This window comes from Halalkalicoccus jeotgali B3 (assembly GCF_000196895.1).
In the GTDB taxonomy this organism is placed as follows: domain Archaea; phylum Halobacteriota; class Halobacteria; order Halobacteriales; family Halalkalicoccaceae; genus Halalkalicoccus; species Halalkalicoccus jeotgali.
In genome coordinates this window covers 2458611-2480875 of record NC_014297.1, presented here as the reverse complement: position 1 = coordinate 2480875, position 22265 = coordinate 2458611, and the positions used below count along the sequence as shown (strand labels likewise).

The following is a 22265-nucleotide window of genomic DNA, read 5'->3' as shown; positions in this document are numbered from 1 at the left end:
GTATGAAGGTTCTTCCGGACACCAGCGTCGTCATCGACGGGCGCGTCTCCAGGCGGGTCCGCGACGGCGACTTTGCGGACGCGACCGTCCTGATCCCGGAGGCGGTCGTCGGCGAGCTCGAACACCAGGCCAACGAGGGCATCGACAGCGGGTGGAGTGGTTTAGAAGAGCTCAAAACGCTCGCCGAACTCGCGGACGCCGGCGAGATCGAACTCGAATACGTCGGCCGAAGACCCGACGCGATCGAGAAGGGGCAAGCGGCGGAAGGCGAGATCGACGCCCTCATTCGGGATCTGGCTGCCGAGCAGGAGGCGACGTTCGTCACGAGCGACATCGTCCAGAGCGAGGTCGCAGAGGCCAAAGGGCTCGACGTGGAGTACATCTCCCCCGAGGTCGAGGACGTCGGCACCCTCGACGTCGAGGAGTTCTTCGACGAGACGACGATGAGCGTCCACCTCAAGGCCGGGGTGGCGCCGATGGCCAAACGCGGCGACGTCGGGGAGATGCGCTTCGAGCGCGTCCGCGAGGAGGTCCAGACCGAAGCCGAGATCGAGGAGATCGCCCGCGAGATCGAAAACGGCGCGAAACAATCGAGCGAGGGCTTCATCGAGCTCTCGGAACCGGGCATGAAGATCGTCCAGTTCCGGGACTACCGGATCGCCATCGCCCGCCCGCCCTTCGCGGACGCGATCGAGATCACGGCGGTTCGCCCGCTGGTCAAGACCGACCTCGACGACTACGACTCGGCCGACGAGCTGCGCGATCGGATGCTCGAACGCCAGCGCGGCATCCTGATCTCGGGCTCGCCCGGCGCGGGGAAATCGACGTTCGCGCAGGCGGTCGCCGAGTTCCTCAACGACTCGGGCTACTCGGTGAAGACGATGGAGAAACCACGGGACCTGCAGGTCGGCCCCGAGATCACCCAGTACACCGCACTGGGTGGGTCGATGGCCAAAACCGCCGATTCCTTACTTATGGTCCGGCCTGACTACACCATCTACGACGAGGTCAGGAAGACCGACGACTTCGAGGTCTTCGCGGACATGCGGCTGGCGGGCGTCGGCATGATCGGGGTCGTCCACGCGACCCGCGCGATCGACGCCCTCCAGCGGCTGGTGGGCAGGGTCGAGCTGGGGATGATCCCACAGGTCGTCGATACAGTAGTATATATCGAGGCCGGGGAGGTCCACACGGTCTACGACGTCACCACCGAGGTGAAGGTACCAGCAGGGCTCACCGAAGAGGACCTCGCCCGTCCCGTTATCGTTATCGAGGACTTCGAGACGGGCACGCCGGCCTACGAGATCTACACGTTCAACCGCCAGGTCGTCACCGTCCCGCTCGACGAAACCGAGGAAAGCGAGGGCGGCGTCGACCGGATCGCCCGCCAGGAGATCGAACGCGAGATCCGCTCGATCGCCCGTGGCTACGTCGACGTCGAGCTTCAGGGCTCGAACAAGGCGGTCGTCTACGTCGACGACGACGACATCTCCTCCGTGATCGGCAAGGGCGGCGGGCGGATCACCGACGTCGAGAATCGACTGGGGATCGACATCGACGTCCGGACCCACGACGAGAACCCCAACCCCGGCGGGTCAGACGGGTCGACGGGGACCGAGCGCGGACAGGTCGTCACCCCCGACATCACTTCCCGGCACATCCGCCTCACCGTCGACGGCGCCCAGACGGGCCAGACCGTCGAGGTCCAGGCAGGTGGGGAGTACCTCTTTACGGCCACGGTGGGTCGCGGCGGCGACATCCAGGTCTCGCGGGGCAGCGCCATCGCAGAGGAGTTAGAGCGGGCGATCGACCGCAGCCAGCAGATCACGGTCGCCGGAGCGTAATCGCTTGGGCGTCCGGGTTTCGAGGCGTTTCACGCGCAGATCAACGAACGTCCCGAGCGGAGTCGGACTACCGACGGGGCCGACTACTCCGCACAGCAGGCCTCGTCGGGGCCGCCGTCGGCGACGACCGCCTGCTCGTCGAGGGTGTAGAGGTTCTGTCGGGCGTCGGCGAAGTAGATGTCCTCCTCGACGATGTCGATGTTTTCGAGGCGTTCGAGCGCGTACCGTACCGTGCGTGCCGAGAGCATCGATTCGTTGACGATCTGTTTTTGCGTGAGCGAGCCGTTGTATTCGAGCACTTTGAAAACGAGTTTCGCGCTCGGGGGGAGATCCTCGACGGTCTCCGTCTCTGAGCCAGTCATCACTACGAATCGAAACGCGCCACGAGTATAAAGGTTGAGCATCCGTCTCACACCGTCTGGGCGGGGATAAGCGAACGGCTTTTGAGTCCCGGCGGCCGATCCTCGCCCATGGCAACCGAAGCGGTCGAACAGCGCGCAGCCCACGTCCGGGCGGTGTCGGTCACCGCGGTCGCCTCGCTCGCGGGGATCGGCGCGGGGATCGCCTCCTCCGCGCTCGCGAGCGACGCCGGCGATCCCATCGCGCTCGCCGTGCTGGGCGCGCTCATCGTAATCCAGTTCCCGCTGCTCAAGATGACGGGAATCGTCGAGGAGTTCTCGGGCAAGGACAGGGTGTTCGTCGTCTTTATGAGCTTCTGTCTCTGGTTCGTCACCTGGGGCATCCTGCTGACCACCGGGGCATCGGTCTGAGATGGCCGACGACAGCATCGCCGTCGTCGACCTCGACAGGTGTCAGCCGGATCGCTGTAGCTACGAGTGTGCGAACTACTGTCCGCCAAACCGGACGGGAAAGGAGTGCATCACCCAACGAGGCGAGGACACAGAGGAGGGCAGTCCCGACCAGATCCGCATCTCCGAGGAGATCTGTTTGGGCGAGACCTGCGGGATCTGCGTCGAGAAGTGTCCCTTCGACGCCATCGAGATCATCAACCTGCCCCAGGAACTGCAGGACGAGCCCGTTCACCGCTACGGCGAGAACGCCTTTTCACTCTACGGCCTGCCGATCCCCATCGAGGGCCAGGTCACCGGGATTTTGGGTCCCAACGGGATCGGGAAGTCCACCGCGGTGAAGATCCTCGCCGGCGAGCTCACGCCGAACCTCGGCCAGCACGAGGAGCCCCCGGGCTGGGACGCCGTCCTCGACGCCTATCGGGGCACCGAACTCCAGGACTACATCCGCGAGGTGCGCGACGGCGAGGTCAGCGTGGCACGCAAACCCCAGTACGTCGATCAGATCCCCAAGCAGTTCGACGGCAACACCCGCGAGCTGCTCGAACACACCGACGAGCGCGGTGCGCTCGACGAACTCGTCGAACGGCTCTCGATTTCCCCCGTCATGGATCAGGGGATCGACGAGCTTTCGGGCGGGGAGCTCCAGCGGGTGGCCATCGCCGCCTGTCTGGCGCGGGACGCCGACTTCTACTTCCTCGACGAGATCACGCCCTACCTCGACATCGGCCAGCGCGTCACCGTCGCTCGCATCGTCCGCGAACTCGCAGAAGAGGGCGACCGATCCATGCTCGTGGTCGAACACGATCTGGCGATCCTCGACCTGCTCTGTGACAACCTCCACGTCGCCTACGGTGAGCCCGGTGCCTACGGTGTGATCACCTCGCCGAAATCCGTTCGTAATGGTATCAACGAGTACCTCGCGGGCTATCTCGACAACGAAAACATGCGAATCCGCCCCGAAGCCATCGGCTTCGAGCAGCACGCTCCCCGGACGGTGAGCCGGGCGGACTCGCTGGTCGAATACCCCGCAATGGAGAAGTCCTACGGCGAGGACGCCTTCTCGCTTGCGGTCGAACGCGGCACGATCCGCGAGGAGGAAGTGTTGGGGATCGTCGGTCCGAACGGGATCGGGAAATCCACCTTCGCGAAGCTCGTCGCCGGAAAGCTCGCGCCCGACGAGGGCGAGTTCGAGACCGATCTGGAGGTCGCGTACAAGCCCCAGTACATCGAGATCGACCAGCCGATGCGCGTCGACGTCTTCCTCTCGTCGATCACCGACGACTTCGGCTCCTCCCATTGGAACACCGAGATCGCAAAACCCCTCCAGCTCTCGCGGATCATGGAGCAGAACCTCGTCGACCTCTCGGGCGGGGAGCGCCAGCGCGTCGCCATCGCGGCGTGTCTCTCAAAGGACGCCGACCTGTTCCTGCTCGACGAGCCTTCCGCACATCTCGACGTCGAACAGCGGGTGCTCGCGACCCGCGCGATCCGCCGGTACGCCGAGACGCAGGACGCGACCGTCATGGTGATCGACCACGACATCTACATGATGGACCTGCTCGCGGACCGCCTGCTGGTCTTCGACGGCGAACCCGCCCACCACGGCCACGCGAGCCAGCCACAGGGGATGCGCGAGGGGATGAACGAGTTCCTCGCGAACCTCGATGTGACCTTCCGCCGGGACGAGCGTACGGGTCGCCCGCGCATCAACAAGCCCGACAGCCAGCTCGACCGCCAGCAGAAAAAACAGGGCGAGTACTACTACGCGCCGTAGCTGATCGCGGATTCTCTACATAAATTTCATATAAAACGGGCGAGTAGATCACGAACGACAGTGCAATCGGCGGACAGCGGAGAGACGCGAGCGCCATTCGTCGACCTCCGAGAGTATCTCGCGCTCTTTCTCGCCCCGACGCTCACTGTCGGGCTCGCGGTCCTCGCGCTCGGTGGGCGCCAGAACCTCCTCGCCGGGTCGTTCCTCGGCGCGATGTTCGGCGCCATGCTGGTCGGCTACCGGCGGCTGTTCCATGCGGTTCGCACAGACGAGGGGATCGAACGCCGGCTCACGGAGGTCGACGACTCCCCCGAGGGAAACCGGTGGGTCCGACTCTCCGTGGCCCTCGACGAACGCTACGACGAAACGTACGACCCGATCCTCGCGGTCGTGTTCGCAGTCATCGGCCTCGGCGCGCTCGCCGCGATCCCGTTCATCGAAGGGAGCCCTCGGACCCTTATTCAGTTGGCGCTCCTCGGTCTGTTCGGGATCACGACCTCGCTCATGACGGCCGGGTTCGCCCTCTCGCGCTGAGCGCCTCGCGGTCCTCGGGATCGGCCACGGTTATCGACTCGCGGCGCGTAGATCCGGTATGACCGCCCGCATCCTCGTCCCGATGGACGGCTCTGAGCTATCCGTAAAAGCGCTCGAATTCGCCGTCGAGGCCTATCCGGACGCCGAAATAACGGTTCTGACGGTTGTCGGCGTGCCGAGCTGGTTCATGGGCGAGGCAGCGGGAATCTCGCTTTCCGAGGACGTCTCGCAGGCGGCGAGAAATCATGCCCAGTCCGTCTTCGATCGCGCCCGCGAGGTGGCCGCCGACCACACCACCCCGGTCGAAACCGCCGTCGCGGTCGGCAATCCATCGCGGGCCATCGTCGAGCGGGCAGAGGGGTTCGACGTCGTCGTCATCGGGGGCCACGGTCGGGACCTCTCCTCGCGGCTTTTGATCGGGAACGTCGCCGAACTCGTCGTCCGGCGGTCGCCGGTTCCCGTTACCGTCGTTCGCTGACCCGACCGAGCGCTTAAGCCCCCGCCCGCCACACGCCCGGTATGTCCGTTCTCGACGCGTTCGACTGTACGGGGAACACGGCGGTCGTCACGGGTGCGAGCCGCGGGATCGGCCGGGCGATCGCACTCGCGCTCGCGGAGGCCGGTGCGGACGTGGTGCCTGCTGCCCGGTCGGCAGACTCGCTCGAAACCGTTGTCGGCGAGATCGAACAGCGTGGCGGTGACTCCCTGCTCCACCCCACCGACGTCACCGACGAGGACGATGTCCGGACGCTGTTTGAGCGGGTCGGCGAGGAGATCGGACCCCCCGACGTGCTCGTGAACAACGCCGGGATCAACCCCGAGGACGCCCTCGGCAAACCCGAGACGATCGAGATGGACGGGTACGACCGCACCCTCGACGTGAACCTTCGCGGTGCCTTCCTGTGTGCGACAGTCGCCGGCGAGGGCTCGGTGGAGTCGGTCGTCAACGTCGCCAGCGTCGGCGGGCTCGTGGGACTGCCCCGCCAGCACCCCTACGTCGCCTCGAAACACGGGCTAGTTGGCCTCACCAAGAGCATGGCGCTCGATTGGGCCCCGGAGACGAGGGTCAACGCCGTCGCGCCCGGTTACGTGGCGACCGAGTTGACCAAAGAGGCGATGGAAAACGAGGGACTCCGCGAGTCGCTGCTCTCGCGCACGCCATTAGAGCGGTTCGCCGAACCCGAAGAGATCGCCGCGCCGGTCGTCTTCCTCGCGAGCGAGGCCGCGAGCTACGTTACGGGGGCGTGTCTCGGCGTCGACGGGGGCTGGACGGTGCGTTAGAGAACCGAGCGCTGGCAGGTCCCACAGAGGTTCTGCTCTTTGATGTCGACCTCCCGAACCGTCGGCGAGAAGTTCATCACACAGCGGTTGTTGTCGCAGTGTTCGAGCCCCATCGTGTGGCCGATCTCGTGGACGACCTCCTTGCGCACTCTGTCGCCGAAGATCTCGCTTGCGCTCTTCTCGGAAAAGCCGCCGTCGCTCGAGGTCTGCAGGCGGTAGGTCGAGATCACGCTGCCGTTACCGTCGAGATAGGCCAGCCCGAAGACGTAGTTTCGCCGCCGGTAAAAGAGGTCCTTGGCGGTGATGGCGATGTTCTTCTCGCCGCTTCCGACCCGGCCGGCGAGTTCGATGAACTCCTCGGCGCGGTGTTGGTTTCGCTTCGCGTCGTACGCGCCGGCGGGAACGGACTGTTCGTCGTGGACGGTCACGTCACAGTCATACACCGCTCGCAGCCCCGCGGAGGCTTCCCGTTTGACCGCCCCCGAGAGCTCCCCGATCGGCACGATGTCGACATGCATGAAAAGGGGTATGACGTACCGAATCATAAATATCACGGCCATGAAACTCGACACCTGCGAGGCGCTTGCCGACGAACTCGCGGGATACGATTCGCTCGTCGAGGTCGGTATCGGCCGTCGGACCGACGTGGCTCGCGCGCTCGTCGCCCGCGGGTGTCGAGTTACGGCGCTCGACATCTATTCCCGTGAGGTACCCGATGGCGTCGCCTTCGTCCTCGATGACGTCACCGACCCCGACCTGGGGAACTTCGCCGACGCGGAGGCGATCTACGCGCTCAACTGCCCGCCGGAGCTCCATCGTCCGATCCGGGATTTGGCCCGCCGGGTCGGCGCCGACTGTCTCTTTACCACGCTCGGCGGGGACGGTCCTGTAGTTCCCGTCTCGCGGCGAACCCTGCCCGGCGAGACGCTGTTCGTCACGACGTGGCCGGGATCGGAGGGATAACCCTGGGCGACGATGGATGAACCCCTGGTCACACCGACCATGCGGGATAATCCGGCGACCGTGGACCGCGTCGGTCCATACCCGATTGGATCCGACCGCCCGAACGATAACGTTTTTATTTTCGATAGGAATGTACTGTGCATGATTATCGGCGGTGTCCGTGGGTGGATCGGTGATCGAAGCTATCGCGACCCGGGAGCCGACCGTGGGATCGGATCCCAGTCGTCTGGTGGGGTATCGGTGAGTCGATGAACTGGCCGACGCCACGTACGAGCGCCCGAATCGCCCGTATCGAGTGTCTACGGAGCCGTCGGGCCATCAGCACGAGCCCGATCCAACTGCTCGGGGTCGCCCTCTTCGCGCTGCTGTTCGTCGGGGGGCCGACGATCGGGGGCTCGTACGTGGCGTATCGCTTCGCCGGCTCGATCATCGACGCCGTTCCCGTTCTCGGCGTCGTTCGCGGGTCGCTCGCGCTCGTATGGCTCGTTTCGACGGTCCTGATCGCCCAACGGGCCGTCGGCAAGACCGGGCGGATCGACAACGAGGCGGGGCTGTTGACGACCGTTCCCGCTTCCGACGTCGTCGGCGGGCTCGTGCTGGCCGAGTTCGCCCGTCTGGTTTCGGTCGTCGCGGTTCCGCTCCTCGCGGTGAGTGCGGCGCTGTCGGTCGGCCTTCGGGCGCCGGCGGCGTTCCTGAGCGTCGTCAGCGCGCTGTTCGCACTGCTCGCGACGGCGCTGCTTGTCGGCCACCTCGTCGGGCTGGTGTTGAAAACCCTGTTCGCCCGCTCGGAACTGCTCACGCGATACCGCTCGGTCCTCGCGGTCGTCGGGTTCCTCGTCTACTTCGCCGCCGTCTCCTCGCAGGCCTTTGGCCGGCTTCTGGGACGGCTGTTCGTCCTCCTGCAGGACGCCCCGATGGCGTGGTTCGGCGACCTGCTCGTCCTCGGCATTCCCGGCGTCGATCCCTCCCCGATACGGATCGCGGGTGCGACCGCCCTGTTCGCCGTCGGCGTTCCGCTGCTCGTCGCGCTGGACGTCCGTGCGGCGACCGGGCTCTGGTATACGGACGGGCCACGGCCCACCGTCCGAAAGCGCGCCCCGTCGGGGTCGAACGCTGCGTTCCTCTCGCGGATCGCATCGGGGCCGACGCGAACCGTGACCGCGACTATCTGGTCGCGGACCGCTCGCACCCCGTTCCGGCTCGTCTACGTGGCGTATCCCCTGTTGTTCCTGTTCGTTCCGCTTCGGGGAGCAGTCACATCGGGACAGGTCCCGGGATCGCTGCCCGTCCTGGTGGCGCTCTACGGGACGTGGGCGATCGGTGCGGCGGCGCTCAACCCGTTGGGGGACGAGGGACCGATGCTCCCGTTGACGCTGACCTCGACGGTTCGTGGCTCCCAGTTCGTCGGGGGTCACGTCCTTTCCGTGACGGCCGTGGGCCTCCCGGTGCTCGTTGCGCTGACCGCGATCGCCGGCGCGTTGAGTCCGCTCGAACCGACCGTCTGGGTGCTGTTGACCGCTGTGAGCGCCCTTCTCAGCGTTACCGGGCCGATCGTTGCGGTGGCGATCGGAACCGTCTTTCCCCGGTTCGGTACGGTCCGGATCACCCACAACCGACGCGTCGTGGTTCCGAGCAAGCGGGCGTTCGTCTACTACACGCTCGTGGTGGCGATGGGCTTTGTCGGTGCTGCGGTCGCCCTGGTTCCGGGTGGTGCGACCCTCGTCTCGAACGCCATCGCGTTCTGGTCTACGCTTCTCGTCTCGCCCGTCGAGCTAGCCCCTGCGACGCTCCGTCTCGTCGGCGGTGTCGTCGCCGTTTCGCTCGGGGCCGTCGTTCCGCCCGTCGCGTATCGGTACGTCGTCCGCCGGTTCGATACGTATACGCTGGCGTGAGTCCTCGGCATCGGCGGGACTCCGGTTCCCTACTACGGAGAGACGGAATCGATACTGCTGTCAGTCCACTCACGCCGAGCGAAACAATAGCCACATACCCCCTCACTCGTACGTTCGGGTATGCACGCGGACTGCGTCGTCCTCGACATCGACGGGGTGCTCGTCGACGTTGCGGGCTCGTATCGCCGGGCGATCGTCGAGTCCGTCGAACGGGTCTACGACGACACCATCGAAAAGGAGGGGATACAGGCGTTCAAGGACGCCGGCGGGTTCAACAACGACTGGGAGCTGACCTACGCTGCCGCGCTCTACGTCCTCGCCCGCCAGGAAGGCTACGCCGACTCGATCGAGGCGTTCACCGACCGGATCGCAGCCCAGGGGGGTGGTCTCGAAGCGGCGCAAGCGGTCGTCGAGGCGGCCCTCTCGCCGGACGCCACGGAGCGCGTCCGCGGGCGCTGGGACCGCGAACGCCTCCGCGAGGTGTTCCAGTGGCTCTACCTCGGGGCCGATCTCTACGGCGACCTCGAAGGCGAAACCCCGCCGGGGGTCCCGACCGACCACCCGGGGTTCATCAACGACGAGCCCGTGTTGCTCGATGCGAGTACGAGGGAGTGCCTCGGCGACCGCTATGGGGTGGGCGTTCTGACCGGCCGACCTGCCGCCGAGGCCGAGATCGCCCTTTCGAGGGTGGGTCTCGCGGTTCCCAAGGACCACCGCTTTACGATGGACGACTGGGAGGAGGGCAAACCCCACCCCCGGGCGCTCGTGACCCTCGCCGAGCGCTTCGACGCGTCGTCGGTCGTCTTCGTCGGCGACACGCTCGACGACGTGCGGACGGCCCGAAACGCCGCCGAGGCCGATTCGGCGAGGGAGTACCACGGCGTCGGCGTCCTCACGGGCGGGTTGACCGGCGAGCGCGGCAGGGAGAAATACGAGCGAGAGGGCGCGGCTGCGGTCCTGGCGTCGGTCAACGACCTGCCGGCGCTGCTGGAGTGATCACTCGGCCAGCGACACCGGGCGCGTCCGCCCGCCGGGGTCGAACCGCCCGACGTCCCGTCCGGCCTCGCGCGCACGGTCGCGGATCGCCCGCGCGAGGGTCACGAGTTCGCGCCGTTCCTCGTTCGAGCGAAACTCGAGTCGAACCGCGTCCTCGCGCCGGGCGACGCGGAGGTGAAGCGAGAAGCCCGTCGGACGAACGACCGGTGCCATCGCCTCGACGTCGCCGTAGCGCACCCGCACCGTCCCGGGATCGGCCCTTGCCTCCTCGCGGGTCACCGCGAACGGATCGTACAGCCCGATCTCCTCGGGGAGATGCGCGAACAACCCATTGGCCCACGCACCGAGGGTCCGCGCGAGCGGGCCGTGGCGCGTCGGCGCGAGTAGGAAAACGCCGCGTTCGAGGAAAACCCGTCCCGGCTTCTTCTGACCGTCGGGCGGGTCGATCAGGACGTTGACTGTCTCGACACTACTCACGTCCGTTCGTCCCGACACACGCTGGTATAGTTTGTGGCCGACTCCGTTCTCCCCGACTCTCGGAACCTTTAGGCCGCGTCCCTCGTCACTGCCCGTATGCGAATCGCACTCTGTGGCGGCACGGGCGACATCGGGGCGGGGCTGGCGCTGCGCTTTGCCCGCGATACCGATCACGAGGTCCTGATCGGCTCGCGGGACCCCGAGAGAGCGCGGACGAAAGCCGACGAATACGGGGCCGAACTCAGTAATCGGGGAGTCGAGACGACGATCAAGGGCTTCGAGAACGCGATGGCGGCCGACCGGGCGGACGTCGTCGTGCTGGCGGTGCCGCCGTATCACATCCGTGACACTGTCGAGTCGATCGCCGACCGACTCGATCCTTCGACCACGCTCGTCAGTCCCGCGGTCGGAATGGAACGCGACGAGGCGGGCCTTCACTACAACCGTCCGTCGGCGGGGAGCGTCACGGCGATGGTCGCCGAGACAGCCCCCGACGACGTGCCCGTCGTCGGCGCCTTTCACAGCCTTTCTGCGGGTAAACTCGCGGACCTCGAGCGCGACCTCGAGGAGGACACCCTGCTGGTTGGCGACGACGAGGACGCCCTCGACGTCGTCCGGCAGCTCGCCGGGGAGATCGAGGGGCTGCGTGCGCTCTCGGTGGGCCCGCTCGCGAACGCCCCCGAGGTCGAGTCGCTGACGCCGTTGCTGATCAACCTCGCGACCCATACCGACCTCCACGACGTGGGCGTTCGCTTCGAGTGAGTCCGAAAAACGGTCCGAGCGGGCCGTTCAGGCGCCCGCTTCTTCGAGGGCGGTTTCGATGTCGTTACGCTGGGTGACCCCCACAAAACGCTCGACGACGCCGTCGTCGTTCTCGACGATCAGCGTCGGGAGCGAGCGGACCTGATATTCGTTTGCAGTCTCCTGGTCCTCGTCGACGTTGACCTTCTCGACGTGGAAGCGGCCGTCCCAGTCCTCCTCTAACTCCTCGAGGATCGGGTCCTGGGTCTTGCATGGTCCACACCAGTCTGCGTAAAAGTCTTTCAGGGTTACAGCCATCGTTCACCGAAGGCTACCCACTCGGTGCGGATAAGCGTTTCCTCCGACGTGCTTCGGTCGAAAGGTTTAGGTTGCGAGGCTTCCCGACCTCACTTATGAGCAGCGGACAGAACAGCGGCGGGCTGATGTCGAGTGCCGGGCTCGTCCGGTATTTCGACTCCGAGGACCGCAACGCGGTCACGTTCGATCCCAAGACAGTCATGGCCGTTTGCGTGCTGTTCGGGGTCTTCATTCAGTTCCTCAACGTCCTCGTCTAACGTGAGAGCGGTCCGTTTCGACAGCCGATGACGCTCACCGCCGGCGTTCTGGCGGTTCAGGGCGACGTCTCCGAGCACGCCCACGCGATCGAACGAGCGGCGAGGAACCACGGCCGTTCGGTCGCGGTCCGCGAGATCCGCTCGCGGGGCGTTCTCCCTGAGTGTGATCTCTTGCTCGTCCCCGGCGGCGAATCGACGACGATCTCCCGGCTGGTTCACGATGAGGGGATCGACACCGAGATCCACAGCCACGTCGAGCACGACAAGCCGGTGCTCGCGACCTGTGCGGGGCTGATCGTCTTCGGGCGAGCCACAGGTCGCGTCGAAACCCTCGGCGTGCTCGACGTTGACGTCGAGCGAAACGCCTTTGGCCGCCAGCACGACAGCTTCGAGACCGCCCTCGACGTGACGGGACTCGACGAGCCGTTCCCGGCGGCGTTCATCCGCGCACCCGCGATAACGAACCCCGGGAACTGTGCGGTGCTCGCCCGCGTCGCAGGCCGACCGGTCGCGGTGCGGCAGGGACCGATCGTCGCCACCGCCTTTCACCCGGAACTCACCGACGACGCCCGGATCCACCGCCTCGCGTTCTTCGACGGGCCGGCCGGTACACAGTAGGCCTTTAGTCGTCGGTCCCGTCGAGGAGGTATGAACGCCAGTATCGACGCCGTGCGTGTCGCTGGCACGCCAGACGGACCGGTCCCCGTGGTCGTCCTCACAGTCGACGACGAAGCCGACGTCGTGCCGATCTTCATCGGCTTCGAGGAGGCAAACAGCATCGCCCACGGAATGGACGCCTACGACATCGGCCGCCCGCTGACCCACGACCTCCTGCTCGACGTCATGGAGGAACTCGGGGGACGCATCGAGCGCGTCGAGATCGGCGAGATCAGCGAGGAGGGGACCTACATCGCGGATCTACACGTCGCTGGCCCCCGCGATTCGGTCGTCGTCGATGCCCGCCCGAGCGACTCGCTCGCGCTCGCGGCCCGGACGAACGCGCCCATCGCGGTGGCCTCCGAGGTCTTCGAGCAGGGCCGCCAGGACGCGGCGCAGTTCGAGGAACTCACCGACATCCGCGAGATGGGCGACCTGGTGGGGGAGGGGCTGTGAGCGATCCCGACGTCCTCGACGAACTCTTTGCGGTCATCGAGGACCGAAAGGAGACCCTGCCCGAAGGGTCATACACGACCTCGCTGTTCACCCACGAAAAGGGCCAGAACAGGGCACTCGAAAAGCTCGGCGAGGAGGCCACCGAGGTGATCCTCGCCGCGAAAGACGACGCGACCGACGAACTCGCAGCCGAGTCCGCGGACCTCGTCTATCACCTGCTGGTGGTGCTCTCGATGAACGGGCTGGATCTCGGCGACCTGCGCGAAGAGTTAGAGGAGCGACGTTAGCGGCGCTCGAAGCGGTAGCTGACGATCGCGCTCTCCTCGTCCCATTCGAAGTCGCCCGGATGGACCGCGACCATCCGTTCTCTGTACGCTTCGAGGTCCGCCGATCCCTCGCGTCTGGCGTCCGCGTCGGTCAGCTCCCCGAGGGTGCGTTCCTCGACGGCGACGATTTCGAAAGCCTCGCCGTCCAGCTCGAAGGTATCGCCCGTCTCGGCGTAGCGGGTCGTCGCCCCGCGGCTGAGCTGTGTCACCTCGCCCTCGCGGACGGCGTTTCGAACGTGCTCGTTGGGCAGCAACGCCTCGGGATCGATCTCTCCCATACCTCCGGGAGGGACCGCGTACAGTTAGTCGTTCAGGACCGCGCCGATCGCCCCGGCGACCGCGCTTTCGGCGGCCATTACGAGCGCGATCAGGACGACGACGGCGAAGACGCTGAACCCGGCCAGCGCCCCCGCGGCCCCGCCGACCGGCCCGCCCGCCAGCCCGACGAGCGCGATCGCACCCCACAACAGCACCCCGACGATCAGCCCGCCGAGACTCCCTGCCAAGCAGCCCGTGCCAGAACCCACCGAGCAGGCCGCCGCCGGCGACGTAGCCCGCGACGAACCCGCCGAGCAGCCCCGCCGTGAGTTGGCCCAGCCCGGGGACCGCGAGCCCGACCGCGCCCACGAGCAACGTCACCACGAATCCGTACCCGACCGCGCGCCAATCCGTCATGACCGTCAGTTGGTGATGAACCGAGAAAAGCCCGCCGCTCGACCAAAGCACGGCCTTTTATAGCGCGCCGCCGTAACGCGGGGTATGATTTTCGAGGACCTTCCGACGACGCCGAGATCGGAGGAACTCATCGACAAGGCGTTCTCGCGGGCGGCCCGGTCGGGGCGGGCGAAAAGCGGCGCGGAGGCCCAGCAGTCGATGCTCCAGACGGCGTCCAACATCCTCTCTGATAACTTAGAAAACGTCGTCACGTCCTGGCCCGACTTCGATACGGTCGACCCGTTCTACTACGAACTGGCCGACGCGCTCGTCGAGGTCGACGAACTCCGCAAGAGCCTCTCGGAGATCGGCTGGGCGAGCCGCAAGACCCGGGAGATCGGCCAGGAGTACCAGGGCCGTCTCAGAACCGACGCCGACCTCGCGCGAAAACACAGAAAGCAGGCGTTCGCGCGGCTCGCGAGCGTCCTCGAGGAGGTCGAGGACGACCTGTTGCGGATCGGAGAGGCCCGCGATCAGCTGAAGACGCTGCCCGAGATCCATCCCGACGAACCGGCGATCGTCGTCGCGGGCTACCCGAACGTCGGTAAATCCACGTTCGTCAACGACGTCACGAACGCCCGCCACGAGACGGCCACCTATCCCTTCACCACGAAGGGGATCGGCGTCGGCCACCTCACGCGCGATCACATCCGCTATCAGTTGGTCGATACCCCCGGCGTGCTCGACCGACCGCCGGCGGAGCGAAACGAGATCGAGTCCCAGGCGGTCAGCGCTCTAACACATTTGGCCGACTGCGTTCTGGTGTTCGTCGACGCGAGCGGGGCGTGTGGCTACCCGGTCGAAGACCAACTCGCGCTCCGCGAGGAGATCACCACGACGTTCGACGTGCCCGTCTTTACCGTCTGTAGCAAGGCCGATCGCTCGCGCGAGATCGAGGCCGATTTCTATCTGAGCGTCGAGGACGGGGAGGGCGTCGCGGAACTCCTCGACGGTGCGATCGAGGCCATCGGCTACGAACCGGAACTGCCGTTCGAGTCCTGAGCCGTCTGGTACTCCTGGAAGCGAACCCGCACCGAGGCCGGGCGATCGCTTCGCTCGTCGAGGCGCTCCTCGATGTCGGCCGCGAGGTCGCTCGGCGGGTCGCCCCCGCCGGTGTAGCTCGCGACGACGGTCACCGTTTCGGGGCCGGTGAGCGCGGAGAGGTCGCCGTACTCGTTGCGGACGGCGACGGCCGTTACGTTCTCGTGCTCTGTGAGTTCCGCGTGGACGACCTGGTTTACCGTTCGCTCGTGGCTGATCTGCTCGGCGGTCGCGACGCCCGTCAGGCCGATCACGGAAACGAGCAGGGCGATCGCGAGGAGGGTCTTCGCCGATCTCCACGACCCGCCCAAGAGGGAGCGATCGGGGCGATAGCCGAGTCCGAACAGGACGACCGCGCCCGCGAGGTTGATGGCTACGAGGGTGATCACGAGCAACAGGGCCGTACCCGCGGCGATCACCGGGTCACGCCACGCGATGGCGATGCCGGTCGCGGCGGCGGTCGGGATCAGCGCGGCGGCGATCATCACGCCGATCAGCGACATCGGTCCCTTCGTCGTGAGCCCGAAGGCGGCGGCCGCCCCCGCCGCCGTCCCGGCGATCAACGCCAACAGGGTCGGGGCCGTCCGCACCCCGATGAGCTCGATCGAGCCCAGCGCGAGGTCCGGTTGGGCGAACATCCCCCAGCGGATGACGGCCGCGAGCGCCGTCGCCCCGGCGATCGCCGCCACGAGTCCCATCGCCTGCAGCCGGATGCTCGCCGCGAGCATCTCGCGATCGCCCACCACCCCGCCGACGCTGGCGGTGAGCGCGGGCCCGACGATGGGGGCGATCACCATCGCGCCGACGACGATCGCCGGCGAATCGCTCAGCAGCCCCGCGGTCGCGATCCACGCCGAAAGCAACATCAGCGCGAGGAAGGACTTGGTGTCGTTGCTCATGTCGCTGGCTTTCGAGCGCAGTTCCCGTGTCGTGAGCGGGTCGAAGTCGCCGGCGTACCGCTCCATCAGCGTCTCGGCGTTGGGCGTCCGGGCGCTCTCGACCTGACTGATCACCGTATACGTGTCCTCGTAGCCCGCCTCGTCGAGCGATCCGAGCACGTCCCCGACCGCGTCGGTCGGCAGGGGGAACTCGATCAGGACGGAATCTCCCGTAGCGTTCTCGCCGCTGATGACGTAATCGACGTCCTTGTCCTCGAGGACGTCCACGATCGTCTCACGATCGTCCTCGTCGACGAGAATCCGAACCTGGCGCACACCGCCCCTACTCCGGACGGGAGAAAAAGGTTGTGCCCGGCAGCGGCAACCGTCTCGCCGGCGAGCCCGCCCGACCAGTCGGGCTCCGTGAACGACGCAACCGGCGGCTCACTGCTCCCAGTCGATGGCGGTCGTTCGCTCCGAACTTCGGAGGATGAACGGCCCCAGCGCGCCGGTCCGCTTCGAGACGGTCGCGATCCGAACCACGTAGGCGGCCAGTACGAAAAAGGGCACGAGCCCGAGCGCCGTGCTGGCGCTTACGACCCAGACCACGTCGTCGATGCCGCCCGTCGCACCCGGAAACGATCCCGGATCCAGGTAGAGCACCGTCCCGAGCGACACGATCAGCGCCGGGATCGCGGCGTAGAGGATCGACCGCGTGAGGTTGACGAGCTCCCACTGGAAGTACAGTGACTTGAAGTGTTCGAGCGCCGGGCCGAACAGCGTCAGTATCTCGACCAGGTCCTCGAACGCTTCGAAGTCCTCCTCTTCGAGGCTGTCGGCGTGTTCGTCCCGGAGTCGTCGCACCGCGTAGATCTTCCAGGAGTAGTTGTAGTTCAACCCCGAGCGAAGCACGCTGAACTCCCCGAACTCCGCCGTCTCTAGCTGCTCGTAGATCTCCTCGGAGTTCTCCACGACGTTCCCGACGAGCCGGTCGGTCCGGGCGCGAAGCTCCTCGTCGTCGTTGTCGGCGACCGCCTCTCGGAGCGCCTCGGCCCGGTCGGCGCTCGTCTGGACGAGCGCCTGAAGGAACTGTGCGGGATCGGGCGGGCCGATCGAGCCGAACAGCAGTTCGACCTCCTGTCGGAACTCCATGGCCTCGTCCATCCACTGGTGGTGATCGCCCAGTTGGCCGATCTCTTGGGAGAGAACCAGTTGGTTGATCGAGACGACGAGCGTGACGCCGGTGATGAGCGAACCGATCAGCGCCTGGAAGGCGGTCTCGACCGGATCCGCATTCCCCATCATCTCGCCCAGTGGCGGCGCCGCCGCCCCGAACGCGACCAGCACTGCGAAGGTGAGAACCGAGAGCAGCCCCCCGATCAGCCACCGGTTCGCGTCGAGAAACAGCCAGAGTGCGATCCGGCTCTCGCCGGTTCGTCCCCGCAGCGTGTCGGTCAACGCCAGCCTGTCCATGAGCGACCTACAATACCCGCGCGGAAAGGAATTGAGATCCCTCGGACGACGGATTTTCGCGTCCGGTGCGGTCGGAACACGGTGGGGTGGTTCGACCCGGGGGCGTCATCCTACTTGCCGGCGCTCGACCTCGATGAACCGGACTTCGACGGTCACGTCCTGCTGGACGGTCTCGTTGATCCGCTGTGCGAGCACGTCCGCCAGCGCCGCCCGGTCGGGGTCGTTCTCGTACCCGACAGTGACCGTCACCTGCGTGATTCCCTGGTTGATCCCCACGATCGATCCCTGATCATAGGTGACACCCTGGCCGGTCGAGGACTGGAGTTCCAACAGCGTGAACTGTTCGTACTGGGCCTCTTCGAGGGTCTCTTGGGCGCTGTTTCTGATCTCCTGTTGGGCCACGGAGGTCTGGTAGGTCGAGTAGGTGACGCCCCCCAGAAAGACCGAGAGCACGAGGACGACCGCCGCGAAGGCCGCGACGTTGCGAAGCATCTTGCGGTGGGCGTCGTCGGTCTCGAACCAGTTGCGGGGCCGATAGCCGGTGTACCACAGCGTCGCCACGCCCGCGAGGTTGACCGAGACGGCGTTGACCAACACGAGCACGGTCGCCCCGACCGTCTCCATGACCAGCCCCCACGCGATGGCGATGCCCGCGGCGGCGGCGGGCGGGATCAGCGCCGCGGCGATCATCACGCCCACGAGCGCGACCGAGATGCCCGTCGAGAGCGCGAGCACGCCCGCGACACCGGCTCCGAGCGCGACGGCCAACAGGAGCAGGTCGGGGGTGAACCGCTCGCTGATCTCGCCGATCGAGGAGAGTTCGATCCCCGGCGGAACGATGTTCGCCGTCTTGAGCAGCCACGCGAACACCGCCGCACCCGCGATCGCGAGGCCGAGCCCGAACGCCTGGTATTTGAGCCCGCCCCAGAACATCTCGTCGTCGTCGGTGACGGTGCCGACGCTTGCGGCCAGCGCCGGGCCGATCAGGGGCGCGATCACCATCGAACCGACAACCACCGCCGGCGAGTCGAGCAACAGTCCGGCGGTCGCGACGATCGCGCTGATCAGCGTCATCGCCACGTAGACCGGGAACGTCGGGGTCATGTTCTCGGCCTCGGTGTGCAGCTCCTGTCTGGAGATGCGCTCCTCGTCGGTGTCGTCGGTTGAGTAGCGTTCCTCCAGCTCGTCGAACTGCCGGGAGACGACCGTCTGGGCGTCGACGACGACGGTGTAGGACTGTTCTTCGAGGCCCAGCTCCTGTAGCTCGTCGAGGATCGGCTCGACGGCGTTGTCGGGCAGCGGGAAGTAGACCACGCCGGTGTACTCCCGACCGCTCGTCTCGTCGGTCACCACGTAGTCGATCCCCTCGTCGTCGAGCGTCCCCAACACCGTCTCTCGCTTGCCGGCCGGGATCGTGACCTGTACCAGACGCACACCACGGGTTCAGCAGGCGGACGCAAATAACCCTCGGAAGGGGAGCCGACAGTATATACCGCGCCGCCGGGTAGACGAACCATGTTCGAGGGGCGACCCGACCGAGGAAGCGAGATCGCGTTCGTCGGCCGGTCGAACGTCGGCAAATCGACGCTGATGCGCGAGTTCACCGGCCACACGTTCACGACGGGAAAGAAACCCGGCGTTACCCGCTCGCCGAACCACTACGACTGGGCGGGCGCGGACTTCACCTTCACTGATCTGCCGGGGTTCGGGTTCATGGAGGGCGTCGAGGAGGGGACTCGCGAGGCGATCAAGACCGATATCGTCCAGTACATCGAGGAACACAGCGCGGAGATCCTCGTCGGCGTGCTCGTCGTCGACGGCAAGGCCGTCATCGACATCATCGACCGCCACAGCGAGCGCGGGGAGGTCCCCCACGACGTCGAGATGTTTCACTTCCTCCGGGAGGTCGAAATTCCGACGGTCGTCGCGGTCAACAAGATGGACAAGGTCGACGACCGGGACGAGCGCCTCGACGCCCTCTGTGATCGCCTCGGCTTGCCGGGGCCGTGGCAGCAGTGGCGCGACGTCGTGGCCCCCATCTCGGCGAAACGCGGGCAGATCGACCCCCTACGCGAGGCCCTCGAGACGCACCTGCGCGAACAGCACCGCGACGACCTCCTCCAATTCGTTCGATAAGCTTGCGAACGCAAGCTCAACTCCCTTCGGAACGCTGCGGTCAGGGTTTCGCATGGCACTGAAAACCTACACTCTCCACGTCGAAGAGAGCGAGACCGAGGACGGCCTCGATGTCGACGTCTACGACGCGGACGGCACGATCGAGGCCTCGACGTGGATCGGTTACGAGGACTACGGTGTGACCTCTCGGGGCGGGGACCCGGAGCCGACCGAGACGACGTTCAGCGCCGACGTGCTGACGCTCGACCTGCAGGTCGAACGCGACGAGGCGGCCTTCCTCATTCGGGTGCTCGGGGACGCAGAAATCCTCGCGAGTAAGCGACTCGTCGACGAGGCGTGGGGACTCGCCGCCCGGTGACGTTCAGACGACCCTGTTTTCGAAGGTTCCATCCGCCGCGATCCGCTCGAGGTTCGTTCGGACGATCCCGGCGACGCCCTCGTAGTACTCGCGCGTGAAGGCCGCGACGTGGGGCGTGACGGTCACCTCCTCGAACCCCCACAGCGGCGACTCTTCGGGGAGGGGTTCGGTCTCGAAGACGTCGAGCGCCGCCCCCCGGATCTCCCCGTCTTCGAGGGCCGCCACGAGCGCGTCCTGATCGACGACCCCGCCGCGGGCGACGTTGATTAGGTAACTCTCCTCGTCCATCGCCGCCAGTTCGGCCTCGCCGATCAACCCCCGGGTGTGCTCGTTGAGCGGGGTCGCAAGCGCGACGAAGCGCACCCCCGAAATCGCCTCGTGGAGGTCCTCGCTCGCGTAGACCCGATCGACACCCTCGACGGGCTCCTCGCTGCGTCTGACCCCCGTGACCGTCATGCCGATCGCGTCGGCCCGGTCGGCGATCCCCCGCCCGAGCGTTCCGAGGCCGACCACGCAGACCGATTCGCCCGCGAGAGTGAACGGGACGTCCCAGTCGGGCTTGTCCCACTCGCGGCGTTCCTGCTGGCGGGCGTACTGCTGGAGACGACGCGAGACGCCGAGCATGTACCCGAGTACGGTCTCGCCGACGCTGTCGCCGTGGATCCCTGTGCTGTTGGTGAGGACGATCCCGCGGTCCTCGAGCTCCGGGAGGGGAAAGCGGTCGTAGCCCGCCTGGATCGAGTGGATCCACTCCAGATCGAGGAAGGCTTCCTCGTGAGCGAACGTGACAACGGCATCACACGCCGAGATGGCCGCCGCGTCGTCCACGACGACGACCTCCGGATGCAGGTCCGCGAGGGCCTCGCACAGTCGTTCGGGCGGGAAGACGGCGCTCACCGAGTCGTGGATGCCGAGTCGTTCTACGTGCATGGGACGGCTTGACCTACCGGGGGGTTGAATCTTCCGAGAACGCCCTGGCGTCGCGTCGAATGACGGCTCGGGAAAACACCTCGTCACACGGGGCTCGGTGGGGGTAACCCTCGTCACTGCCGTCGGCACCACTACCCCTCGGAGGGGTTTGGCTCTTTCCACCGCGCCCGGCGCTCGTGGTCGGCCGCCCGCTCGCCGATGGCGGTCGCGTTGAGCAGTCCTTCCTCGGTGATCAGACCCGTGATGAGGTCCGGCGGCGTGCGGTCGAACAGCGGACACTCGACGGCAACGGCCTCGCGGTCGGTGATCGCCTCGGAGTCGATCGATTCCAGTACTGGCTCGGTCGCCGGGCTGATCTTATCGACCGCCGCGACGGCGTAGACCGGCACGCCCTCGCGGGCAGCCACGACCGCCGCCGTCCGGGTGCCGACCTTGTTGACGACGCTTCCGTCGGCGAGGACGGTATCGGCGCCCACGAGCACCGCGTCGACGTCCGCCATGACGTGGGCGATTGCCGCGTCGAGGGTCACGGTCACGTCCGCGTCTTCGGCGAGATCCTCGGCCACGTCGATCCCTTCCCGGTCCGGGCGGGATTCGAGGACGATCACACGATCGGGATCGCCCGCCGAGAACGCCCCGCGGACCGTGCCCGATCGCGAAAGGGTCAGGACCGTCCCCTCGACGCGCTTTGTGGCGTTCTCGGCTGCCCGCCCGTCGGCGGCGAGCGCCCGGTCGATGCCCGCTCGGGTGGCCCGTTCGAGCGCCACGGCGTCGGCCGTCCCCGCGGCCTCGGCCATCGCCCGGTTGATCCGGTTCATGACGGCGGCCATGCTCGGGCGCGCTTCGAGTAGGGCGTTCGCCTGCTCGACGAGCGCCGGCCAGTCGGCCCCCTCGCCCGCTCGGTCGCGAAGCACCTCCAGCGCCCGCACGGAGACGGCCGCCGACCCCTGGGTGCGATCCCCACGGACGCTCTCGACGGTGGGGGCGACGGCGCTGTAGGCCCGCCACGATCCGGCCGGCGTCTCGCGGCGGCGGATCTCGGTTGCGTGGACCCACTCGCCGTCGTCGGTTTCGGGCGACTCACACGCGACCAGAAACGGGTACACCGTCCGGTCGTCGATCTCGACGGGCGCTCCCTCGCGGATCGTCACCGGGCCTTCGACTCCCGTCGACTCGACCGCCCGCGAGGCCGCCGCGGCCGGATCGTCCCCGACCGCACTCCAGGGGAGTTCCCAGCCCGGCGTTCCTGCCCATCGCCGGAGCAGGACCCGCCCCCGATGGCGGAGGACGACCGTCGCGCGCTCCGTCCTCATGCCCGGCGCTTTGCCGGGCGAGCGTTTGTAGCTATCGTCCGGCCGATTATCTATCTTGATGAAAACATATAGATTTATACACTTATGGAACATA

The 22265-nt window shown here is 66.7% G+C and carries 27 protein-coding genes and 1 pseudogene; 17 read left to right on the top strand and 11 right to left on the bottom strand.

Translation table 11 applies throughout. The features are described from left to right. The first annotated feature begins 2 nt into the window (after window positions 1-2). On the top strand, window positions 3-1844 hold the full coding sequence (locus tag HACJB3_RS13010; protein WP_008416039.1) for a PINc/VapC family ATPase: 1842 nt from the start codon (window positions 3-5) through the stop codon (window positions 1842-1844). A gap of 83 nt (window positions 1845-1927) precedes the next feature. Here HACJB3_RS13010 and HACJB3_RS13005 read toward each other — a convergent pair whose 3' ends face one another. Further along, window positions 1928-2206, bottom strand: a complete 279-nt coding sequence (locus HACJB3_RS13005) for a MarR family transcriptional regulator (protein ID WP_008416037.1) — start codon at window positions 2204-2206, stop codon at window positions 1928-1930. Between the two features lie 108 nt (window positions 2207-2314). On the opposite strand from HACJB3_RS13005, the gene HACJB3_RS13000 reads away from it, so the two are divergent. The 5 genes from HACJB3_RS13000 to HACJB3_RS12980 are packed head-to-tail and all read left to right on the top strand — an operon-like array spanning window position 2315 to window position 6245. Next, complete coding sequence (locus tag HACJB3_RS13000) at window positions 2315-2614, top strand: EMC6-like membrane protein (RefSeq protein WP_008416035.1); 300 nt, start codon at window positions 2315-2317, stop codon at window positions 2612-2614. 1 nt (window position 2615) lies between these two features. Then, window positions 2616-4430 (top strand): ribosome biogenesis/translation initiation ATPase RLI, encoded by a 1815-nt coding sequence (locus tag HACJB3_RS12995; RefSeq protein WP_008416033.1) that lies wholly within the window; start codon window positions 2616-2618, stop codon window positions 4428-4430. Between the two features lie 60 nt (window positions 4431-4490). Beyond that, window positions 4491-4964 carry a hypothetical protein gene (locus tag HACJB3_RS12990; protein WP_008416032.1) on the top strand — a complete coding sequence of 158 codons (474 nt, stop codon included), beginning with the start codon at window positions 4491-4493 and terminating at the stop codon, window positions 4962-4964. Window positions 4965-5022: 58 nt separating this feature from the next. Then, entirely contained in the window at window positions 5023-5442 is a 420-nt protein-coding gene (locus HACJB3_RS12985; protein WP_008416030.1) for a universal stress protein, read from the top strand. 41 nt (window positions 5443-5483) lie between these two features. Then, entirely contained in the window at window positions 5484-6245 is a 762-nt protein-coding gene (locus tag HACJB3_RS12980; protein WP_008416029.1) for an SDR family NAD(P)-dependent oxidoreductase, read from the top strand. Here the strand turns inward: HACJB3_RS12980 and HACJB3_RS12975 are convergent. Then, window positions 6242-6763 (bottom strand): archaemetzincin family Zn-dependent metalloprotease, encoded by a 522-nt coding sequence (locus HACJB3_RS12975; protein WP_008416028.1) that lies wholly within the window; start codon window positions 6761-6763, stop codon window positions 6242-6244. The genes HACJB3_RS12980 and HACJB3_RS12975 overlap by 4 nt on opposite strands. Window positions 6764-6803: 40 nt before the next feature. On the opposite strand from HACJB3_RS12975, the gene HACJB3_RS12970 reads away from it, so the two are divergent. The 3 genes from HACJB3_RS12970 to HACJB3_RS12960 all read left to right on the top strand — a co-directional run bounded on the left by HACJB3_RS12970 (window position 6804) and on the right by HACJB3_RS12960 (window position 10096). Continuing rightward, on the top strand, window positions 6804-7208 hold the full coding sequence (locus HACJB3_RS12970; RefSeq protein ID WP_008416027.1) for a UPF0146 family protein: 405 nt from the start codon (window positions 6804-6806) through the stop codon (window positions 7206-7208). A gap of 248 nt (window positions 7209-7456) precedes the next feature. Further along, complete coding sequence (locus tag HACJB3_RS12965; protein ID WP_008416026.1) at window positions 7457-9100, top strand: hypothetical protein; 1644 nt, start codon at window positions 7457-7459, stop codon at window positions 9098-9100. A gap of 120 nt (window positions 9101-9220) precedes the next feature. Continuing rightward, window positions 9221-10096 (top strand): TIGR01548 family HAD-type hydrolase, encoded by an 876-nt coding sequence (locus HACJB3_RS12960; RefSeq protein WP_008416025.1) that lies wholly within the window; start codon window positions 9221-9223, stop codon window positions 10094-10096. On the opposite strand, the gene HACJB3_RS12955 is transcribed toward HACJB3_RS12960, so the two are convergent. Then, on the bottom strand, window positions 10097-10573 hold the full coding sequence (locus HACJB3_RS12955) for a hypothetical protein (RefSeq protein ID WP_008416024.1): 477 nt from the start codon (window positions 10571-10573) through the stop codon (window positions 10097-10099). It lies immediately after the preceding gene. A 96-nt stretch (window positions 10574-10669) separates the two neighbouring features. Here HACJB3_RS12955 and npdG point away from each other — a divergent pair, with 96 nt between their 5' ends. Then, window positions 10670-11335 carry an NADPH-dependent F420 reductase gene (gene npdG / locus HACJB3_RS12950; protein WP_008416023.1) on the top strand — a complete coding sequence of 222 codons (666 nt, stop codon included), beginning with the start codon at window positions 10670-10672 and terminating at the stop codon, window positions 11333-11335. A gap of 27 nt (window positions 11336-11362) precedes the next feature. Here the strand turns inward: npdG and HACJB3_RS12945 are convergent, their stop codons facing one another. Beyond that, window positions 11363-11632 carry a thioredoxin family protein gene (locus HACJB3_RS12945; protein WP_008416022.1) on the bottom strand — a complete coding sequence of 90 codons (270 nt, stop codon included), beginning with the start codon at window positions 11630-11632 and terminating at the stop codon, window positions 11363-11365. A gap of 95 nt (window positions 11633-11727) precedes the next feature. On the opposite strand from HACJB3_RS12945, the gene HACJB3_RS12940 reads away from it, so the two are divergent. Genes HACJB3_RS12940 through hisE form a run of 4 tightly spaced genes read left to right on the top strand, consistent with a single transcriptional unit; the run spans window position 11728 to window position 13289 of the window. After that, a complete protein-coding gene (locus HACJB3_RS12940; protein WP_008416021.1) occupies window positions 11728-11889 on the top strand; it encodes a preprotein translocase subunit Sec61beta in 162 nt (53 codons plus the stop codon). 27 nt (window positions 11890-11916) lie between these two features. Then, window positions 11917-12507 carry a pyridoxal 5'-phosphate synthase glutaminase subunit PdxT gene (gene pdxT / locus HACJB3_RS12935; protein ID WP_008416020.1) on the top strand — a complete coding sequence of 197 codons (591 nt, stop codon included), beginning with the start codon at window positions 11917-11919 and terminating at the stop codon, window positions 12505-12507. 30 nt (window positions 12508-12537) lie between these two features. Continuing rightward, window positions 12538-13002 (top strand): bifunctional nuclease family protein, encoded by a 465-nt coding sequence (locus tag HACJB3_RS12930; protein ID WP_008416018.1) that lies wholly within the window; start codon window positions 12538-12540, stop codon window positions 13000-13002. Then, complete coding sequence (gene hisE, locus HACJB3_RS12925) at window positions 12999-13289, top strand: phosphoribosyl-ATP diphosphatase (protein ID WP_008416016.1); 291 nt, start codon at window positions 12999-13001, stop codon at window positions 13287-13289. The genes HACJB3_RS12930 and hisE overlap by 4 nt, the downstream gene beginning before the upstream one ends. On the opposite strand, the gene HACJB3_RS12920 is transcribed toward hisE, so the two are convergent. Together HACJB3_RS12920 and HACJB3_RS12915 are read right to left on the bottom strand one after the other, a co-directional pair. After that, complete coding sequence (locus HACJB3_RS12920) at window positions 13286-13606, bottom strand: hypothetical protein (protein ID WP_008416014.1); 321 nt, start codon at window positions 13604-13606, stop codon at window positions 13286-13288. The genes hisE and HACJB3_RS12920 overlap by 4 nt on opposite strands. Window positions 13607-13630: 24 nt before the next feature. Then, window positions 13631-14003, bottom strand: a pseudogene (locus HACJB3_RS12915) (DUF5518 domain-containing protein). An 84-nt stretch (window positions 14004-14087) separates the two neighbouring features. Here HACJB3_RS12915 and HACJB3_RS12910 point away from each other — a divergent pair. Beyond that, window positions 14088-15044, top strand: a complete 957-nt coding sequence (locus HACJB3_RS12910) for an NOG1 family protein (RefSeq protein ID WP_008416012.1) — start codon at window positions 14088-14090, stop codon at window positions 15042-15044. On the opposite strand, the gene HACJB3_RS12905 is transcribed toward HACJB3_RS12910, so the two are convergent. The 3 genes from HACJB3_RS12905 to HACJB3_RS12895 all read right to left on the bottom strand — a co-directional run bounded on the left by HACJB3_RS12905 (window position 15014) and on the right by HACJB3_RS12895 (window position 18868). Then, on the bottom strand, window positions 15014-16297 hold the full coding sequence (locus HACJB3_RS12905; protein ID WP_008416010.1) for a DUF389 domain-containing protein: 1284 nt from the start codon (window positions 16295-16297) through the stop codon (window positions 15014-15016). The genes HACJB3_RS12910 and HACJB3_RS12905 overlap by 31 nt on opposite strands. A 108-nt stretch (window positions 16298-16405) precedes the next feature. After that, window positions 16406-17434: a hypothetical protein gene (locus HACJB3_RS12900; RefSeq protein ID WP_008416009.1), complete on the bottom strand. Its 1029-nt coding sequence runs from the start codon at window positions 17432-17434 to the stop codon at window positions 16406-16408. Window positions 17435-17539: 105 nt separating this feature from the next. Further along, a complete protein-coding gene (locus HACJB3_RS12895) occupies window positions 17540-18868 on the bottom strand; it encodes a TIGR00341 family protein (RefSeq protein WP_008416007.1) in 1329 nt (442 codons plus the stop codon). Window positions 18869-18949: 81 nt separating this feature from the next. Between HACJB3_RS12895 and engB the strand changes: the two genes are divergently transcribed. Next, entirely contained in the window at window positions 18950-19570 is a 621-nt protein-coding gene (gene engB, locus HACJB3_RS12890; RefSeq protein WP_008416005.1) for a GTP-binding protein EngB, read from the top strand. A 52-nt stretch (window positions 19571-19622) separates the two neighbouring features. Then, the gene (locus tag HACJB3_RS12885) at window positions 19623-19928 is read left to right on the top strand and encodes a hypothetical protein (RefSeq protein ID WP_008416004.1); all 306 of its coding nucleotides are present in this window, start codon (window positions 19623-19625) and stop codon (window positions 19926-19928) included. Window positions 19929-19931: 3 nt separating this feature from the next. On the opposite strand, the gene ddh is transcribed toward HACJB3_RS12885, so the two are convergent. Together ddh and HACJB3_RS12875 are read right to left on the bottom strand one after the other, a co-directional pair. Beyond that, window positions 19932-20858 carry a D-2-hydroxyacid dehydrogenase gene (gene ddh / locus HACJB3_RS12880; protein ID WP_008416003.1) on the bottom strand — a complete coding sequence of 309 codons (927 nt, stop codon included), beginning with the start codon at window positions 20856-20858 and terminating at the stop codon, window positions 19932-19934. A gap of 131 nt (window positions 20859-20989) precedes the next feature. Continuing rightward, window positions 20990-22171: a translation initiation factor eIF-2B gene (locus HACJB3_RS12875; protein ID WP_008416001.1), complete on the bottom strand. Its 1182-nt coding sequence runs from the start codon at window positions 22169-22171 to the stop codon at window positions 20990-20992. Between the last annotated feature and the right edge of the window lie 94 nt (window positions 22172-22265).